The following is a 16,539-nucleotide window of genomic DNA, read 5'->3' as shown; positions in this document are numbered from 1 at the left end:
TTAGTAACAAATCGGGCGCGTAAATCCGTGCGGTGCTGGCACCATTGACCCATGACCACGCGGAAGGCCGAGGACCCGCAGCACGCGACACCGCGGTCGCTTGGCGAGCGCGCGCAGGCCGGGCGTGACGCCGACGCGACGCCCGCGCTCTGGTCCGAGCGCGCCGACATGGCGGAATCCGCGATCGTCTCCCGGCATCTGCGCGCATTGTGGGCCATACCCGGCACCGAATTGGGCGTGGTCGGCTGGCCTGCCACCAAGCGGGAACGGGCCTTCGGCACCTGGCATTACTGGTGGCAGGCACACCTGATCGACTGCGCGGTCGATGCCGCCAATCGAGTGCCGACTCCGGTGCGCCGCAAGCGGATCGCCACGATCGCGCGCACCCACCGCATCCGCAACCTCAACGGCTGGACCAACCGGTACTACGACGACATGGCCTGGCTGGCCATTGCCTTGGAACGGGCCGAGCGAACCCAGGGCATCACCGAGGTGCGTGGCGGCCTGCTCGCGCTGGAGCGCCCGCTGTACGACGGCTGGAACCCGGCGGTCGGCGGCGGCCTGCCGTGGCGCATCGCCTCCGACTACTACAATACGCCCGCCAACGGCCCTGCCGCCATCGCACTACTGCGTCTCGGGCGGCAGCAGCGGGCCCAGGACATGGCCGACTGGCTCGACGCGACGCTTCGCGATCCGGAGACCGGCCTGATCCTGGACGGCATCCATCTGCCGTCCGGCGAGATCGAGCGTCCGGTGTTCACCTACTGCCAGGGCGTGGTGCTCGGGGTGGAGACCGAGCTCGCGGTGCACACCGGTGAGCCGAGGCACGGGCAGCGGGTGCATCGATTGCTCGCCGCGGTCGAGGAGCACCTGACCACCCGCGGCATCGTCAACGGTGGCGGCGGTGGGGACGGCGGCCTGTTCAACGGCATCCTGGCCCGCTATCTCGCGCTGGTTGCGCTGATGCTGCCCGGCGACGACCCCGAGCAGGAGGCCGATCGCAAGACCGCGGCCGCGATCGTGCGCGCCTCCGCCTCGGCCGCGTGGGCCAACCGGCTGGAGGTCGAGGGTGAGCCGCTGTTCGGGCACGACTGGAGCAAGCCTGCGACGCTGCCCGGTGGCAGTGCCGGGGCCGGCCGGTTCACCGTCGGTGGTTCGGTGACCTCGTCGAAGGTGCCGGAACGGGATCTGTCGGTGCAGCTTTCGGGCTGGCTGCTGATGGAAGCCGCGTACCTGGTCAGCGCCGCGGGACTGTGATCAGCCTCGCGCTGTGCGGGTTTCGGCGTCGACGATGTTGATCGGCACCGTTTCCAGCTCGAAATCCTCGGCGGGCTTGGCCATTTCCTGGCGGTAGTGCCTGATGCCGAGCACGGTGCCGACGATCAACCCGATCACCAGCGTGGCGATCACGATGGGCATCAGCCACGGCACCCGATCGAGGAAGCCGCCCGCGTAATACCCGATGAGCAGCAGCACCGGCGCCCACAGGATCGCGCCGATCGTGCTGGCCACGGTGAACTTGCGATGGTCCATCCCGGCCGCGCCCGCGACCGTCGGGCACAGCGTGCGCACCCAGGGAATCCAGCGGGCGATGAGCACGGCGACGAACCCGTGCCGCCGCAACAACTCGGTGACCCGCTGCAGGTTCTTGGCATTGATGTAGCGCCCGTTCTTGCGGGCGACCAGCCGGTGCCCGGTCCGGCTCCCGATGACGTAGCCGACCTGGTTGCCCGCGATCGCCGCGATCATCGTGCCGATCGAGAGCGCCCAGACCTGCGCTTCACCGGAGGCGTGCGAGGCCATCACGACGCCCGCGGTGATGAGCATGGAGTCACCGGGCAGGAAAAGCCCGAGAATCACCGCGCATTCGAGGAAGACAAAGGTCAGCACCACTGTCCAGACGAGCGCGGGCCCCGCTGACATCAGCGGATCGAAACTGCCCACAGCTAGGGGCGAGGACGCCTCGAACACGAGCTCAGCGAGTCGGCTCGTTCGCCGCGGCGGTCAGCTCGGCTTCTGGCTGGGCCGCCGGCTGCTGCGCGCCACGATTGAGCAGCTTCTTCGCGACCGCCATGATGCCGGGCAAGATCGACACGAACACGATGAGCAGGAAGATGGCCTCGACGTGGTCGCGGATGAAAGCGACGTTGCCGAGGAAGTAGCCGAGCACCGTGATGCCGCCACCCCAGAGGATCGCGCCGACGATGTCGAACGCGACGAACTTGCGGTAGTCCATCTTGGAGACACCGGCCAGCACCGGCATGAACGTGCGCACGATCGGCACGAACCGGGCCAGGATGATGGTCTTCGGGCCGTGCTTCTCGAAGAACTCGTGCGTCTCGGTGACGTAGTGCTTCTTGAAGAAGCGAGTGTCTTCCTTGTGGAACAGCGCGGGCCCGATGCCGCGGCCGATCCAATAGCCGGACTGGTCGCCTGCGAAGGCGATCAGCGTGACCAGGGGCAGCAGCCACCAGATCGAGACCGGCGGATTCGGCTGCGCGGCCAGCAGACCACCGGTGAACAGCAGCGAGTCGCCAGGCAGGATCGGGAACAGCAGACCGGTCTCGATGAAGACGATCACCAGGATCGCCGGGAGCACCGCGTTCTTCAGCCACGTCTCCGTGAGCAGGTGCATCGGATCGAGCAACTCCGTGATGGCGAGGTTGTTCGTCACCGATTCTGTCGCTGCCAGCAGAATCACGCGGTCTCCTGTCCTGGATTACGGCCGGCCGGATCGCTTGCCACCGCATCGGAAGCTGCCAGCGCAATTACCGGCACTACAGTACCGGGTTCGGCTGAGAATCCTCCTGCTGTGCACGAAACTACCCGGCGGTCACCTGGTAGACCTCCCTGGATACCAGGAGAAAGACTGCTGACTTAGGGTGGTGCCTGACAAAATAGGTCTTTGCCGCAACAAACACGGAGGTCTTACTGTGCCCATCGCGACTCCGGAGGTCTACGCCGAGATGCTCGGTCGGGCCAAAGCGCACTCCTTCGCCTTCCCCGCCATCAACTGCACGTCCTCGGAGACGATCAACGCGGCCATCAAGGGTTTCGCGGAGGCGGGCAGTGACGGGATCATCCAGTTCTCCACCGGCGGTGCGGAGTTCGGCTCCGGCCAGGGGGTGAAGGACATGGTGACCGGTGCGGTCGCGCTTGCCGAGTTCGCGCACGTGGTTGCCGCGAAGTACGACATCACCATTGCGCTGCACACCGACCACTGCCCGAAGGACAAGCTGGACGGTTTCGTCCGGCCGCTGATCGCGGTCTCGCAGGAGCGGGTGAACGGCGGGCTGCCCCCGCTGTTCCAGTCGCACATGTGGGACGGCTCGGCGATCCCGATCGACGAGAACCTGGAGATCGCGCAGGAACTGTTGAAGGCCTGTGCGCAAGCCAACATCATCCTCGAGGTCGAGATCGGTGTGGTCGGCGGTGAAGAGGACGGCGTCGAGGCCGAGATCAACGACAAGCTCTACACCTCGCCCGAGGATTTCGAGAAGACCATCGATGCGCTCGGCGCAGGCGAGAACGGCAAGTACCTGCTCGCCGCGACCTTCGGCAACGTGCACGGTGTGTACAAGCCGGGCAACGTGGTGCTCAAGCCCGAGGTGCTCGCCGAGGGGCAGCGGGTGGCCGCGGCCAAGCTCGGTCTCGGTGCGGACGCGCAGCCGTTCGACTTCGTTTTCCACGGTGGTTCCGGCTCGCTGAAGTCGGAGATCGAGGATTCGCTTCGCTTCGGTGTGGTGAAGATGAACGTCGACACCGACACCCAGTACGCCTTCACCCGGCCGATCGCGGCGCACATGTTCGCCAACTACGACGGTGTGCTGAAGATCGACGGTGAGGTCGGCAACAAAAAGGTTTACGACCCCCGCAGCTACTTGAAGAAGGGGGAAACCTCGATGGCCGCACGTGTCACCGAGGCGTGCAATGATCTGAAGTCCGCGGGAAGGTCGATCAGCGCCTGACCCATCACAACCCACCGGGGGCTCGACAGCTCATGTGTCTGGATGTGCGCGTGCTCGGGCCCGTCCGGTTGCTCGTCGGCGGTGAGCCGGTGGCGGTCGGCGGGCCCAAGCCGCGGGCTTTACTCGCCGCGCTCACCGTGAATCGACGGCGTGCGGTGTCGTCGGCCGCGCTGGCCGACATGGTGTGGAACGAGGATCCGCCCGATTCCTACGCGGCCAGCCTGCAGGTATTCGTGTCGAATATCCGTAAGGCGCTGCGTAATTCGGGTGTGGATCCGGCGGCGGTGCTGCGCACCGAATCCTCCGGCTATCGCCTCGAAGTCGCCGAGGACGCGTGCGATCTCGGGCGGTTCGAGGCGACGCGGGAGGCGGCGACCAGGGCCGCCGAGATCGGCGACCACAACGGCGCGTCCCAGCTTTTCGGTGCCGCACTGCGGGAATGGAGCGGGCGCGCGCTGGCTGACCTGGCCGGGCTGCAGTTCGCCGACGGGTTCGCCACCGCGATGGACGAGGAGCGGTTGCTCGTCGCCTCCGCCCGGATCGACGCCGAAATCGCGTGCGGGCGTGCGTCATCGGTGATCGGTGAGCTGGTCTCGATGACCACCGAGCAGCCGCTGCGTGAGCCGCTGTGGGGTCAGTTGATCACCGCGCTGTACCTGTCCGGCAGGCAAGCCGACGCGCTCGATGCGTGCAGGCGGGTCCGCGCGGTGCTCGCCGAGGAGCTGGGCATCGATCCTGGCCCCGCGCTGATCGAGCTGGAACAGCGGGTGCTGCGGCAGGAGCCGCTGAGCACGGTCGAACTGCGTCAGGTCGAACGGATGGCCGCGGCGATGACCGAGACGGTCACCGAGGCGCCGAGCGCGGTGCGCAGCGGACAGCTGCGACTACCCGACGGCCGGGTGGTGTCGATCGCGCAGGGCGGCTTGCGGATCGGCCGGATGACCGACAACGATCTGGTGCTAGACGACCCGAAGGCCAGCCGGTATCACGCGCACATCATGCCGAGCCGGGCCGGTCTGTTGATCAAGGACCTGCACTCGGCCAACGGCGTGTACGTCAACGACGATCCGATCGAGAGCGGGGCGCTGCTCGCCGACGGCGACCAGATCCGCATCGGGGCAACGATGTTGACCTTCCAGGCCGTCAGGTAGGCAAGTTTTCGCTTGCCGCAGGCCGGGATTGGTCAGAATTCGTTGCAGGCGACGCCGTCGTTGTCCTTGTCGAGGAACGAGTTGAACCCGGGCTGACCGAACCGCAGCGGCCCGCCGGTCTCGGCGCGAACCTGATCACAGTTGGTGTAGATCTTGCGCTTCTTCTTGTCGCTCTTGCTGTCGGTGTTGGACGGCGGAATCGAATCGGGACGTGCGGAAACGGCGACGGCGGTTGGCATATCGGCGGTGGCGGTCGGCGCGACGACGCTGAGGGCGCCGACCACGAGACACGCGGCACCGATCGCGGGTGTCACGCGCCGGAACAAAGAAATACTCACGCTGTCCATCCTGCGCCGAAATACCGGTGCTGTGGGATGTGATTTTCCTGGACCGCGAATTTATCGTGCGACACCGAAAATCTTTCGAGTCAGACCATGGCCGGTCGGGTAGGGTCGGCCGCGCTGGTGCGTTGTCCTGCGATGGATGTCGAGGGGTTGACTATGGCCATGCGCATGCTGGCCGCGGTGGGCGCGATCGTGATCGGCGTTGGAACCGTGGTGTGCGCCGAACGACCGGCCGTCGCGGCGCCGGAACCGTCCGGCACCGAGGTGGCGGGCACCGGGCCGTGCACCACCGATCCGGTGGCGACGCACGAACCGCTGGTGCCCAAGACACTCGAGGTGCCGATCCCGTACCCGGTGATCACCGTCTTGCCGCCGCAGCCACCCGAACCGGAGCCGAGCCGCACGGCGATGGAGCTGCCGCCGAACCCGTGCACCAGCCCGTGCCCCGACCTCACCGATCTGCCCGAGCCGCCGCCCGGTCTCGCGGCGCAGCTCGGCGTGCCGGAAGTCTTGTTGCAGCCCAAGCCTTTCCATTTCGCGGTGCCTGGTCCAGGACCGGATCCCGGCCCGGTGCCGCCGCCGCCCGCGCCGGTGCAACCACCCGTCGAGCCCGCCGCCTCGGCACCGGCGCCACCCGCGCCGCGGGTCGGCGCCGTGCGCGAGGTGGCCAAGCTGACCGGCGCGCATTCGCTGAACCGCACCGACAAGCGCTGGCAGGTGGACGGCACCGACCTCGGCATCATGTGGGAGAGCGCGCCCGGTGAGATCGCGACCGTCTTCGGCGACACCGTCGGCCGCGGATTTCATCCGCCGGGTGGCATGGGGATGGATTGGCGCAGCAATGTTTTGGCGTTCAGCACCGATCGGGAGCTCGCCGACGGCGTCACCTACGACCGGATGGTCACCGACGACCGGTGTCATGCCGCCGAGGTGCTGTCCAGTCGCAAGCTCGACAATGTGGAGCTCACCACGATTCCGACGTCCGGGTTCGCGCTCGGCGATCGGCAGTACCTGAGCTACACCTCGGTGCGCACCTGGCACAGCCTGCCCGGCACGTTCTTCACCAACTACGGCGGCATCGCCTACTCCGACGATCACGGGCAGTCCTGGACCAAGGATCCGTACGCGCGCTGGGACAACATCTTCGGGCTCGCGAATTTTCAAGTGAGCGCGATGGTTCCGCAGGGCGACTACGTCTACATGTTCGGCACACCCAACACCAGGCTCGGTGCGGTCGGGTTGGCGCGGGTGCCGAAGAACGAGGTGCTCAACACCACCGCGTATCAGTACTGGCGGGACGGAAGCTGGACGCCGGTGGGCGGATTCAGCGCCGCGACCCCCGTGGTCGACGGTCCGGCCGGTGAGTTGTCCGTGCGCTATGACCAAGCCAGGAATGTCTGGCAGATGAGCTATCTCGACACGGCCAAGGCGGCCATCGTTGTCCGCGAGGCGGATTCACCGCAGGGGGCGTGGTCGGCGAGTACCCCGACGACGACAGTGCGCGACTATCCGGAACTGTATGGCGGATTCATTCATCCGTGGTCGTCCGGCAACGACCTCTACTACACCATCTCGACATGGAGCGACTACAACGTCTACTTGATGCACGCCGTGCTCGAGTAGAGCTCCTAGGTCAGGCGGACCTCGGCGATGGCGCGGCCGAAGAGCTTGCGGCCCTCCGAGGTACCGCTGAGCACTACGGTGGCGCTGCGGGTGCTCGGGTCGAGCGACTTGACCTTGCCGGTGAACTCGACCGAGCTCGCCTCGGTCGCGGCGACCGGGACGAAGCCTGCGAAGCGCACGCTGAACTTCGCGATGGCGGTCGGATCGCCGAGCCACGAGGTGAGATAGCCGCCGGCCAGACCCATGGTCAGCATGCCGTGCGCCACCACCGTCGGCAGGCCGACCAGCTGCGCGGCGTGCTCGCTGAAGTGGATCGGGTTGGCATCGCCGGACACCCCCGCGTAATTGGCGAGATCTCCGCGGGCCAGCCGGAAGGACGCGGGCGGCAGCTGGTCGCCGACGGACAGCTCGTCGAACGCGGGCAGGGTGTGCACCGGTGCGCTCTCGTAGCCTGCCGCCGGCGCGGGTAGTTCGCCGATGCCGAGCGGAATCAGCGCGGAGTTGTCGTCGAGTCCGTCGGCTTCCGTGGGGAATTCGACCACCTCGCCGTGCATCATGATGTTGTCGACCACGGCGGCGAGGTTCGGGTCCACGTCGGCGCCGCGGCGGGCAACGATGGTGGTCGAGCCGATCAGCGTCAGCTCGCCGTGCTGGTTGACCAGGGCGGAGCGCACCACCACGAAATCGTTGTCGCCGAACTGGCGGATCGACTCGATCAGGATCTCGCTGGTCAGCTTGTCGCCGGCGAGGATCGGCCGATAGGCCTGGAACACCTGGTCGGTCTGCAGGAGCTGGGAAAGGTCGTACTGGGTGAGCACCGATTCGAGCAGCGACCGGGTGCCTGCCGAGCCGATCACCGACGCGAACGTGGGTGGCGCGATGACACCGTCGTGGCCGAGCTTGCCCGCGTCGGCTTCCTGCTGGTGCGCAAGGTGATGGTTCTGCACCGCACGCGCGAACTCGCGGATCTTCTCGCGACCGACCTCATAGTGGTCCCGAACGCGGTACCGCTGTCCAGCCAGTGATTCTGTCTGCGTTACGCCATCGGTTTCGAGCGTCATCGTCTGTTCCGTGCCCATGATGCGGGCCACGCTAACAACTAATAGGACCGATGACCAGGAGACTGTGAGCAGCGCTACCGTTTATCGATGCGGAATTGCTGTCGAATTTGCCTTTTCGTCACTTGAAATCTCGTGCGCCGCGGCACCACGTCCGAAATGCGACGATCGTGTTTAGCTACCCTTAAATGAGATGAAGCCCGGCGGTTGCCCGCGCGCGAATTCCACGCGCGCGGACCCCGCTCGAACCATCAGCGATTAGCGAACCATGTATCGCTACGGTGTGCTCGTCGGCGGATCGCAGACTTTCCAGCCCTTGTCGGTGTTCTGCAGATCGAACGTCCGCGCCGAGCGTTTCGCCGGATCGGCCTCGGTGTAGACGGTCGCCTGCGCGATCGCGGTGTTGTCGGTGATGCGGATGGCGTCGACGCCGTCCACCACCGGAATGGACCGGCGATCCATCGACAGCTGGTGCACGCCGGCGAACTGATCCGCCGGAATGCCCTGATAGAAATCGTGCAATGGGCCACAGGTCGTCGAGCGCAACGTGTTCAGATCACCGGTCTTGAGCGCCTGTGTGTAATCGGTGATCGCGGCGCGCACCTTCGCCTCCGGCGAACTGTCCTTCGCGTTCGTGACGAAGGCCACGATCACGCCGATCAACACGACCACCAGCACCGCGGCGCCGGCCACCATGAGCAGCACCCGCTTGGACCGTCCGCCGTCCGCAGACCTGCTGACCGCGTCGACCGGCGCCTGCGCGGCAGGCTCGATCCGTTGCGGCGGCGCGATCGTCCGAGGTTGCGGCGGGCGCGGCTGCAACGGCTGCACCGGCGTCGTCGGCTGCACATCGGCAGGCGAATGCGCCGAGCCGGGTCGCGCCTGCTGCGGTGGCATCGGCTGCTCGACCGGCCCACCCGGTGCCGGTGCCGAAGGTCCATGCGCACCAGGCTGTTTCGGTCCCGGCGCAGGTCGCGGCGTGCTCGGCGGCTTGGTGATCGGCACCCGCCCCGCGCCCGGCGCGACCCGATCGGTACCCGGCGCCTTCGGCGCCCCCGCTGGCCGCTGCACTGGCAGCGCCACCGTCTTGGCCTCGTCCGGCTTGATGACCGGCATCGCGACGGTCACATCCTCGGCCCCCGCCGGGGCCTGCCCCGCAGGCGCACCGGTCTGCATCTTGACCGTGTCCGCCTCCGGGGTGGCATCGGCCACTGGCGGCTCCGGCCGCTGCACCCGAATCACCGTCGTCGGCGCATCCCCGTCCGCGACAGCATCTTTCGGTGCCGGTGCCGCCTGTTCCGCCGGAGCGTCACTCGGCGCACCACCCTGCGCCGCGTTGGCGGCAGCGCCACCGAACCAAGGACTGCGCTTCGACGGTGCACTGCCCGGCTGAGTAGCCGACCCGGTGCCACCGGATGTCGTGGCATCGCCCTGCGTGGGGCTGCTTGCCGTAGTCGCCGACCCCGTGCCGGCGGATGGTGTGGCATCGCCCTGCGTGGGGCTGCTCGGCGTCGTGCTGGTGCCGCCGGATGTCGTTGTGCCGCCTTGCGCAGGACTGCTCGGCTGCGTTCCGGGGGCTGCCGCGCCGCGAACGGGACTGTCGGGCTTGGTTGTCGAGCCCGCCGCGTCGCCTTGCGCCGAGCCGCCCGGTTGAGCCGCAGGCTCTGTTCCGCTTGGTGTTTCGCCGCCCTTGGTTACCGGGCTCGATCCGCCTGGTGACGCGGACCCTGGCGCGCCATCGCCGCGAGTTGGGTCGCCCGGCTGGACTGCCGGGCTCGCCGAGCTGGCTGCTGCGGCGCCGCCTTGGGCCGGGCTGTTCAGCTGGGTGTCAGCCGCTTTCGCGCCAGGCGTCGATGATGCTTGGCCGGATGCAGTGCTTGCGCTGGCCGCCTCGGACTGACCTTGATCGCCTCGCTTGATCGCCTCGGTCGCCGCTTCGGATCCGGCTGCCCCGCTGCGGGTTCCGCCTGCCGAGGCCTCGGTTGTTGCGGTAGCGCCCTTGGCCGGGCTGTTCGGCTGGGCGCCAGCACCTTCCGGGCTCGACTTCGTCGGGGTGTCCGGTCGTGCCGCGGCCGTACCGGCGGCAGCAGCAGCGGTGGTACCGGCCTGAGTGGGGTTGCTCTGTTGCGCCGCTGTGGCTTTCGCGCCCGGTGCCGCATGGTCGGCAGTTCCCGGAGTGCTGCCACCTGCGGCGGATCCGGGCCGGACTTCATCGCTTCGTTTGATCGCCTCGGTGGCGGCTTCGGCTTCGGCTGCGCCGCCGGCGGTGCCGCTGGATGCCGCGCTGCTCGCTGCGGCCGCACTGGACTGCGTTGTCTGGCCCGCGGTTTCCGCGACCGATCCCGGCGTGCTCCGATCCTTGTGCTGGAGTCCAGCGGTCTCGGATGCTGCGGCCTTGTTTGCCGCCCCGCCCTCGGCGATGTCGGCGGCGACTCCGCCGGAAGGCTTACCTTGTTGCGCCGCTGCGGTTTCCGCACCCTGTGACGGTGCCTGGGCCGAGCTCGGGCCAGGACGGCTTTGGTCCGCAGTTGCGGCTGTCGAGCCCGCAGTGGTTCCTGGGTTTCGATTCGGCGCGGAGTGCGACGCGGCTGCGCTGGCGCCACCCGCATTCGGTGCACCGGTCGGCGGTGTGCCGCTCGGCGCCTGTTGGCCGGACGCTGTGCCCGGGCTGCTCGGCCGAGACGTGGCTGCCGACGATGCCGCGGTGGCGTCGGTTCCACCGGCATTCGGTGCACCGGTCGGGGTCGCGCTGCTCGGTGTCTGCTGGCCGGAGGTGGTGCCGGACGGTGCGGCAGCGGCCGTCTCAGCGGCGCCGGAGCTGGCCGGGCCGTTGGTGGCAGCGGCCGAATCCTGCTGTCCGGCGGCGCGATCTCGTTGGTCGGCCGATGTGCCATGAGGGGCAGGTGTTGTCGCAGAGGTCGACGCGGCCGGGCCACCTGGCGTGGTAGGGGCCGAAGAACCCGGAGCGGACGTCTTCGCGCCGTCGGTGGGCGCGGACGGGCTCGACGCCGAGGCGGAGATCGGGCGGGTCGGCGCGGCCGAGGGGGTTGCGGCCGAGCCGGAGGCGGTGTCTTGGCGTGCGTCGGTTCCCGCCGGGGACGCCGGGGTGGCGCTCTCCCGCGCCGGGTTCTTGTCGTCTTTCGGGTCGGACACGCACTACCCCTCGCTCGGGCGGAACATTTGAACTCGACGGCCAGCCTAACGGGCACGCGTGCACGAAGGCCGACTTCAGGGCACCCATAGCGGGAATCGAATACGAGGGTTCGCCGAACATGCGCTGTCGGCGCACGAATGACGCGAATCTGGAGGCACGACCGACCGGCAATTCGGGCATCGGTGCACAATGAAGCCCATGACCTCGTTCGGTGATCTGCTCGGCCCGCAACCGGTACTCCTCCCCGAAATCTCCGACGCGGAAGACGCGTTGCTCGACAAGGCCGACCCGGTGCGGGTCGCGGCCGACCATCCTGCCGCATCGATCGCATGGGCCACGCTGGCCGAAGACGCGCTGACCAGGGCTGAAGCCCAGGATGAGCCGATCAACCACGATGTCGTCGCCGCCTATGCGTTCGCCCGCACCGGCTACCACCGCGGCCTCGACCTGTTGCGCCGCAACGGCTGGAAGGGCTTCGGCCCGGTGCCGTGGAGCCACGAACCCAACCGCGGTTTCCTGCGCAGCGTCGGCGCGCTTGCCCGCGCGGCGAAGATCATCGGTGAGACCGAGGAATACGCGCGCTGCCTCGACTTGCTGGAGGACTGCGATCCGCGGGCCGCCACCGAGCTCGGCCTCGACTGAGCCGTCGTCATTGATTGATCTCAAGCCCCGTGTTGATGTCGCCAAGGCGAGCAGCATGGATCAGCTGCGCTCCGCGTGGTCGCGACTGCGCCTGTCCGCGTTGCCGATCGTGCAATGTGCGGTCGGCGCGGCGCTGGCCTGGTTCATCGCGCGCGATATCGTCGGCCACCCGCAGCCGTTCTTTGCGCCGACCGCTGCGGTGGTGTCGATCGGCATCTCGTTCGGTGCGCGGCTGCGCCGTTCGGTGGAGCTGGTCGTCGGTGTCGCGGTCGGCATCGGCATCGGTGACCTGTTCATCACCAGGGCCGGCACCGGCGTCTGGCAGATCGCGCTGGTGGTCGCGGTCGCCATGGCGGCGGCGGTCTTCCTGGACGGTGGGTCGATCATCACCATGCAGGCGGCCGGTTCCGCCGTGCTCGTCGCGACGCTGCTGCCGCCGTCGGCGGGCGGCGGCTTCTCCCGCATGATCGATGCCCTGGTCGGCGGCCTGGTGGGAGTCGTTGTGGTGGCGGCGATTCCATTGCATCCGGTGCGCAGGGCCAGGGAGCAGGCCGCGGAAATCCTTGCGGTGATGAGCAAATCGCTCACCGAATGCGCCGACGGCCTGCTCGAACAAGATCCGGACAAGGTGCGGGCCGCGCTGGCGGCGGTCCGGGCGACGCAACCGCAGATCGATACGTTGCGCGCCACACTGGAGGGCGGCAGGGAGATCAGCCGAATCTCCCCGCTGTACTGGAATTCTCGGGCCAGGCTCGAACGCATCAAGGCCACCGCCGACCCGCTCGACAACGCGGTCCGCAACGTGCGGGTGTTGCTGCGCCGCTCGCTCACACTGGTCCAGGACGACGAGATCCTCGACCCGCGCCTGATCGACGAGGTCGAAAGGCTCGGCCAGTCGGTCGAAGTCCTGCGCAGGATGATGCTCGCCGATCCCGGTGAGCAGCCCGACCAGGCCGAAGCGGCCAGGGTGTTGCGCACGGTCGCCAAGGGCGCCCGTCCGGAACTGGTTGAGGGATCCGGGCTTTCGGCGCACGTAGTGTTCGCGCAGGTGCGCTCGGTCGTGGTCGATTTGATGCAGGTGTGTGGCATGAAACGCATCTCCGCGATCGCGCTGCTCCCGCCGACGGTGCCCAAACCGTTTGTCACTCCTGAGGACTGAGCATCAGCGCCGGAGGCAGCGCAGCAGCACCACGGAGGCGTAGCGCTGTTGTGGACTACTCAGCGGATCACGGACGTCCGCGCCGGGTGTGAGTGCTCGCGCCGCGCGCTGCGAAGCCCGGTGATGATCTTTTGGGTAGTCGGCTACTCGTGTCCTGGTCGGCTCGACGCCATAACTTGTAGCAGTGACCGCGATGACGAGGGGTGTCGCGGTCGATCACTTCGCATACACGCGAACTGCCCCGCCGGTCATGGGTGTGGTGGCCGGTCGGGTTGGGGCAGATTGCCGCTGCGGAGAGCAGGGCCGCCCGGTCACGAGGTCCAGATCGGGCGGCCACTGTGCTGTTGCCTGGCTAGGTCCAGAACGCTGTTTCCTGGCTAGGTCCAGAACCGGGTCAGATAGCTGCCGTAACGGGACCAGTCCGCATCGACCCCGGACAGCTCGTACAACGAATACACCGCGTCGAAGAACACCTGATTGATCGCGGGCGTGAACAGCAAGGCGAACACCAGCAGCATGCCGAACGGCTTGAACTGGTCGAGCGAACGCCGGGTCTGATAGCTCAGCGACGGCTCGAGGATGCCGTACCCGTCCAACCCCGGCAGCGGAATCAGGTTCAGCAGCGTCGCGGTGATCTGCAGGAACGCCAGGAAGCTCAACCCGAACCACAGCGCGGGATGCGAACTCGCACTACCGAATACCCCGACGACCACCAGCAACAGCACCGCGCAGACCGCGTTCACCGCAGGCCCTGCGCCACTGATGATCCGCTGCATGCGCGGCGACACATTGTGCGTGTGCACGTACACCGCACCACCGGGCAGGCCGATCCCGCCCAGCGCGATGAACACCATCGGCAGCACGATCGACAGCAGCGGATGGCTGTACTTCAACGGGTTCAGCGTGAGGTATCCGCGCAGCTCGACCTCGCGGTCACCGGCCCGCCACGCGGCGAACGCGTGCGCGAATTCGTGCAGGCACAGCGTGATGATCCAGCCGAACACCACGAGCACGAACACCCCGACCTTCGCGCGGGTCGAGTCGAGGTCGGCGTCCCAGGCCAGCGCACCGCCGACGATCGTGATGAGGACGACGAGCAGGAAGACCGGGCTCGGCCGCACGGCGCGTGCGCGGCGGTCCGCGGGAAACGGCGTCGTCATCGGACCAGCAGCCAGGGTTCGTGATGCCGGTAGAAGCTCGAGCGCGGCACCGTCCGGTCGCTGCTGATGCCGTCGCGCGTCACCACCGCGCCCGGCGTGCCGAGCTGCGCGGCGCGCCCTTCGACCCAGCGGCGCTTGCGCATGCCCTTTTGAATGGTCGCCCGCACACCAGGTTGGTGCAGGGTCGGCGACACCAGCATCGCGGTCACCTTCCCCGAGAACAGTTGCACGTCGTCCACGTAGGCCTCCCCCTCCAGCTTTTCCGCATCGGTCCCGGTGATCCTGGCACGCCCGACGATCACCTGCCCGGTGTCGTCGCGGATGAGCGGCACCTCGGTCGCCCGGCCATCGATGGCCCGCTTGGCGGCGGCGTTGCCGGTCGCGATTTGATACGCGCGGGAGGCGTAGGTCTTGTCGACCGGCACGTAACCGATTTCCACGTGCAGCCGTTCGGTGCGCATCAGGTGCGTCAGCACCGCGGCGAGCGCGGCGTCCGCGCCGAGCACGATCAGCCGGGGCAGGCTGTCGGCGGCGAGCACGGGAAGCAGCTCGTCGATCAGGGCGGTGTCGGGGATGGCGGTCGTTGAGCTGGTCGGCAGCGCGGCGAGGGCGATCGGTACCGGTGCGCCGTCGCAACGGAGAACATGGGTACTCAAACTGCCGTACACCCTCCTAGGTCCGAGCCGACATCCGTCGGTCCCTGCCGTGACTCTCCCGGCGAGCTCTGCCCGGCTCACCGGCTGCAACCTTAGCCCTGCCCGGCCAAAGGTCACATGGTTGTCGAGCCTACGCAGAGATCCGGTCCGCCGCCGGTGTCGACGCGTCTACTAGACTGTGCTCCCGGCCACCGCCTCGATACGGCAGGTAGCTGCAACACTGGTGTTTACCGCCCCGCCGGCTCGCCCGGCTGCCATCTCCAGGGTGTTGCACGTCGAACCGTAGGAGATACGACCATGCCGGCAATCGTCCTGATCGGCGCCCAGTGGGGCGACGAGGGTAAGGGCAAAGCAACCGATCTACTCGGTGGCCGGGTGCAATGGGTGGTCCGATACCAGGGTGGCAACAACGCGGGCCACACCGTGGTGCTGCCCAACGGCGACAATTTCGCGCTGCACCTGATCCCCTCCGGCATCCTCACCCCTGGCGTGACGAACGTCATCGGCAACGGTGTCGTGATCGATCCCGGTGTGCTGCTCGACGAGCTGGCCGGATTGGAGCAGCGCGGCGTCGACACCTCCGGCCTGCTGCTCTCCGCCGACGCGCACCTGATCATGCCGTACCACGTCGCCATCGATAAGGTCACCGAACGCTTCCTCGGCAACAACAAGATCGGCACCACCGGCCGCGGCATCGGCCCCTGCTACCAGGACAAGGTCGCTCGGGTCGGCGTGCGCGTCGCCGACGTGCTCGACGAGAAGATCCTCACCCAGAAGGTCGAGGCCGCCCTGGAGTTCAAGAACCAGGTGCTCGTCAAGATCTACAACCGGCGCGCGCTCGACCCGCAGCAGGTGGTCGACGAGGTGCTCGCGCAGGCGGAGGGCTTCAAGCACCGCATCGCCGACACCAGGCTGAAGCTGAACGTCGCGCTGGAGAACGGCGAGACGGTGCTGCTCGAGGGTTCGCAGGGCACGCTGCTCGACGTGGACCACGGCACCTACCCGTACGTGACGTCGTCCAACCCGACCTCGGGTGGCGCGGCGGTCGGCGCTGGCGTCGGACCCAACAAGATCAACGCGGTGCTCGGCATCCTCAAGTGCTACACCACCCGCGTCGGCTCGGGCCCGTTCCCGACCGAGCTGTTCGACGAATTCGGTGCCTACCTGGCCAAGACCGGCGGCGAGGTCGGCGTCACCACCGGACGCGCCCGGCGCTGCGGCTGGTTCGACGCGGTCATCGCCCGCTACGCGACCAGGGTCAACGGCATCACCGACTACTTCCTCACCAAGCTGGACGTGCTGTCCAGCCTGGAGACGGTGCCGATCTGCGTCGCCTACGACGTCGACGGCGAGCGGGTTGAGCAGATGCCGACCACCCAGACCGAGTTCCATCACGCGAAGCCGATCTACGAAGAGATGCCTGGCTGGTGGGAGGACATCTCCGGCGCCCGCACCTTCGAGGAGCTGCCCGCGAACGCGCAGGCGTACGTGCTGCGACTGGAAGAGCTCTCCGGCGCCCGCATCTCCTGCATCGGCGTCGGGCCGGGCCGCGATCAGACCATCGTGCGGCACGACGTCCTCGCGCTGTAGGGCTTGACGGGGAGGCGGTGTGCGGCCTGACGGG

The 16,539-nt window shown here is 67.8% G+C and carries 14 protein-coding genes; 7 read left to right on the top strand and 7 right to left on the bottom strand.

Annotation, left to right across the window (positions count from 1 at the left end; genetic code table 11):
- Positions 1-168 precede the first annotated feature (168 nt).
- A complete protein-coding gene (locus ACGFNJ_RS02295; RefSeq protein ID WP_393443718.1) occupies positions 169-1,257 on the top strand; it encodes a glycoside hydrolase family 76 protein in 1,089 nt (362 codons plus the stop codon).
- Here ACGFNJ_RS02295 and ACGFNJ_RS02290 read toward each other — a convergent pair whose 3' ends face one another.
- Both ACGFNJ_RS02290 and ACGFNJ_RS02285 read right to left on the bottom strand, forming a co-directional pair.
- Positions 1,258-1,923 carry a DedA family protein gene (locus tag ACGFNJ_RS02290; RefSeq protein ID WP_393442475.1) on the bottom strand — a complete coding sequence of 222 codons (666 nt, stop codon included), beginning with the start codon at positions 1,921-1,923 and terminating at the stop codon, positions 1,258-1,260.
- Positions 1,924-1,975: 52 nt separating this feature from the next.
- Positions 1,976-2,635, bottom strand: coding sequence for a DedA family protein (locus ACGFNJ_RS02285; protein WP_393443716.1), 660 nt, complete (start codon positions 2,633-2,635; stop codon positions 1,976-1,978).
- Between the two features lie 298 nt (positions 2,636-2,933).
- Here ACGFNJ_RS02285 and fbaA point away from each other — a divergent pair, with 298 nt between their 5' ends.
- Complete coding sequence (gene fbaA / locus ACGFNJ_RS02280; RefSeq protein ID WP_393442473.1) at positions 2,934-3,968, top strand: class II fructose-bisphosphate aldolase; 1,035 nt, start codon at positions 2,934-2,936, stop codon at positions 3,966-3,968.
- Positions 3,969-4,000: 32 nt separating this feature from the next.
- Positions 4,001-5,119, top strand: a complete 1,119-nt coding sequence (locus ACGFNJ_RS02275; protein WP_393442471.1) for a BTAD domain-containing putative transcriptional regulator — start codon at positions 4,001-4,003, stop codon at positions 5,117-5,119.
- Between the two features lie 32 nt (positions 5,120-5,151).
- Here ACGFNJ_RS02275 and ACGFNJ_RS02270 read toward each other — a convergent pair whose 3' ends face one another.
- A complete protein-coding gene (locus tag ACGFNJ_RS02270) occupies positions 5,152-5,457 on the bottom strand; it encodes an excalibur calcium-binding domain-containing protein (RefSeq protein ID WP_393442469.1) in 306 nt (101 codons plus the stop codon).
- Between the two features lie 162 nt (positions 5,458-5,619).
- On the opposite strand from ACGFNJ_RS02270, the gene ACGFNJ_RS02265 reads away from it, so the two are divergent.
- Positions 5,620-7,086, top strand: a complete 1,467-nt coding sequence (locus ACGFNJ_RS02265) for a DUF4185 domain-containing protein (protein ID WP_393443714.1) — start codon at positions 5,620-5,622, stop codon at positions 7,084-7,086.
- A gap of 5 nt (positions 7,087-7,091) precedes the next feature.
- Here ACGFNJ_RS02265 and ACGFNJ_RS02260 read toward each other — a convergent pair whose 3' ends face one another.
- Both ACGFNJ_RS02260 and ACGFNJ_RS02255 read right to left on the bottom strand, forming a co-directional pair.
- The gene (locus ACGFNJ_RS02260) at positions 7,092-8,147 is read right to left on the bottom strand and encodes a fused (3R)-hydroxyacyl-ACP dehydratase subunits HadA/HadB (protein ID WP_393442467.1); all 1,056 of its coding nucleotides are present in this window, start codon (positions 8,145-8,147) and stop codon (positions 7,092-7,094) included.
- Positions 8,148-8,420: 273 nt separating this feature from the next.
- Positions 8,421-11,297, bottom strand: coding sequence for a hypothetical protein (locus ACGFNJ_RS02255; RefSeq protein WP_393442465.1), 2,877 nt, complete (start codon positions 11,295-11,297; stop codon positions 8,421-8,423).
- Positions 11,298-11,496: 199 nt separating this feature from the next.
- On the opposite strand from ACGFNJ_RS02255, the gene ACGFNJ_RS02250 reads away from it, so the two are divergent.
- Both ACGFNJ_RS02250 and ACGFNJ_RS02245 read left to right on the top strand, forming a co-directional pair.
- The gene (locus ACGFNJ_RS02250; protein WP_393442463.1) at positions 11,497-11,940 is read left to right on the top strand and encodes a DUF3151 domain-containing protein; all 444 of its coding nucleotides are present in this window, start codon (positions 11,497-11,499) and stop codon (positions 11,938-11,940) included.
- Positions 11,941-11,995: 55 nt separating this feature from the next.
- Entirely contained in the window at positions 11,996-13,099 is a 1,104-nt protein-coding gene (locus ACGFNJ_RS02245; RefSeq protein ID WP_393442461.1) for an aromatic acid exporter family protein, read from the top strand.
- A 377-nt stretch (positions 13,100-13,476) separates the two neighbouring features.
- Here the strand turns inward: ACGFNJ_RS02245 and ACGFNJ_RS02240 are convergent, their stop codons facing one another.
- Complete coding sequence (locus tag ACGFNJ_RS02240) at positions 13,477-14,259, bottom strand: site-2 protease family protein (protein WP_393442459.1); 783 nt, start codon at positions 14,257-14,259, stop codon at positions 13,477-13,479.
- Entirely contained in the window at positions 14,256-14,915 is a 660-nt protein-coding gene (locus ACGFNJ_RS02235) for a hypothetical protein (RefSeq protein ID WP_393442457.1), read from the bottom strand. The genes ACGFNJ_RS02240 and ACGFNJ_RS02235 overlap by 4 nt, the downstream gene beginning before the upstream one ends.
- Positions 14,916-15,212: 297 nt before the next feature.
- Between ACGFNJ_RS02235 and ACGFNJ_RS02230 the strand changes: the two genes are divergently transcribed.
- Entirely contained in the window at positions 15,213-16,505 is a 1,293-nt protein-coding gene (locus ACGFNJ_RS02230) for an adenylosuccinate synthase (RefSeq protein ID WP_393442455.1), read from the top strand.
- Positions 16,506-16,539 lie beyond the last annotated feature (34 nt).

The sequence above is a fragment of the Nocardia sp. NPDC049149 genome (genome assembly GCF_043197455.1).
In the GTDB taxonomy this organism is placed as follows: Bacteria; Actinomycetota; Actinomycetes; order Mycobacteriales; family Mycobacteriaceae; genus Nocardia.
This window is presented reverse-complemented; position numbering and strand designations above follow the sequence as displayed.

Bases quoted from the DNA above. Each gene is read 5' to 3' on its own strand.
- ACGFNJ_RS02295 (WP_393443718.1), top strand. From the start codon at position 169: ATGGCGGAATCCGCGATCGTCTCCCGGCATCTGCGCGCATTGTGGGCC.
- ACGFNJ_RS02290 (WP_393442475.1), bottom strand. From the start codon at position 1,923: ATGTCAGCGGGGCCCGCGCTCGTCTGGACAGTGGTGCTGACCTTTGTC.
- ACGFNJ_RS02285 (WP_393443716.1), bottom strand. From the start codon at position 2,635: ATGCACCTGCTCACGGAGACGTGGCTGAAGAACGCGGTGCTCCCGGCG.
- ACGFNJ_RS02275 (WP_393442471.1), top strand. From the start codon at position 4,001: ATGTGTCTGGATGTGCGCGTGCTCGGGCCCGTCCGGTTGCTCGTCGGC.
- ACGFNJ_RS02265 (WP_393443714.1), top strand. From the start codon at position 5,620: ATGGCCATGCGCATGCTGGCCGCGGTGGGCGCGATCGTGATCGGCGTT.
- ACGFNJ_RS02260 (WP_393442467.1), bottom strand. From the start codon at position 8,147: ATGACGCTCGAAACCGATGGCGTAACGCAGACAGAATCACTGGCTGGA.
- ACGFNJ_RS02250 (WP_393442463.1), top strand. From the start codon at position 11,497: ATGACCTCGTTCGGTGATCTGCTCGGCCCGCAACCGGTACTCCTCCCC.
- ACGFNJ_RS02245 (WP_393442461.1), top strand. From the start codon at position 11,996: ATGGATCAGCTGCGCTCCGCGTGGTCGCGACTGCGCCTGTCCGCGTTG.
- ACGFNJ_RS02240 (WP_393442459.1), bottom strand. From the start codon at position 14,259: ATGACGACGCCGTTTCCCGCGGACCGCCGCGCACGCGCCGTGCGGCCG.
- ACGFNJ_RS02230 (WP_393442455.1), top strand. From the start codon at position 15,213: ATGCCGGCAATCGTCCTGATCGGCGCCCAGTGGGGCGACGAGGGTAAG.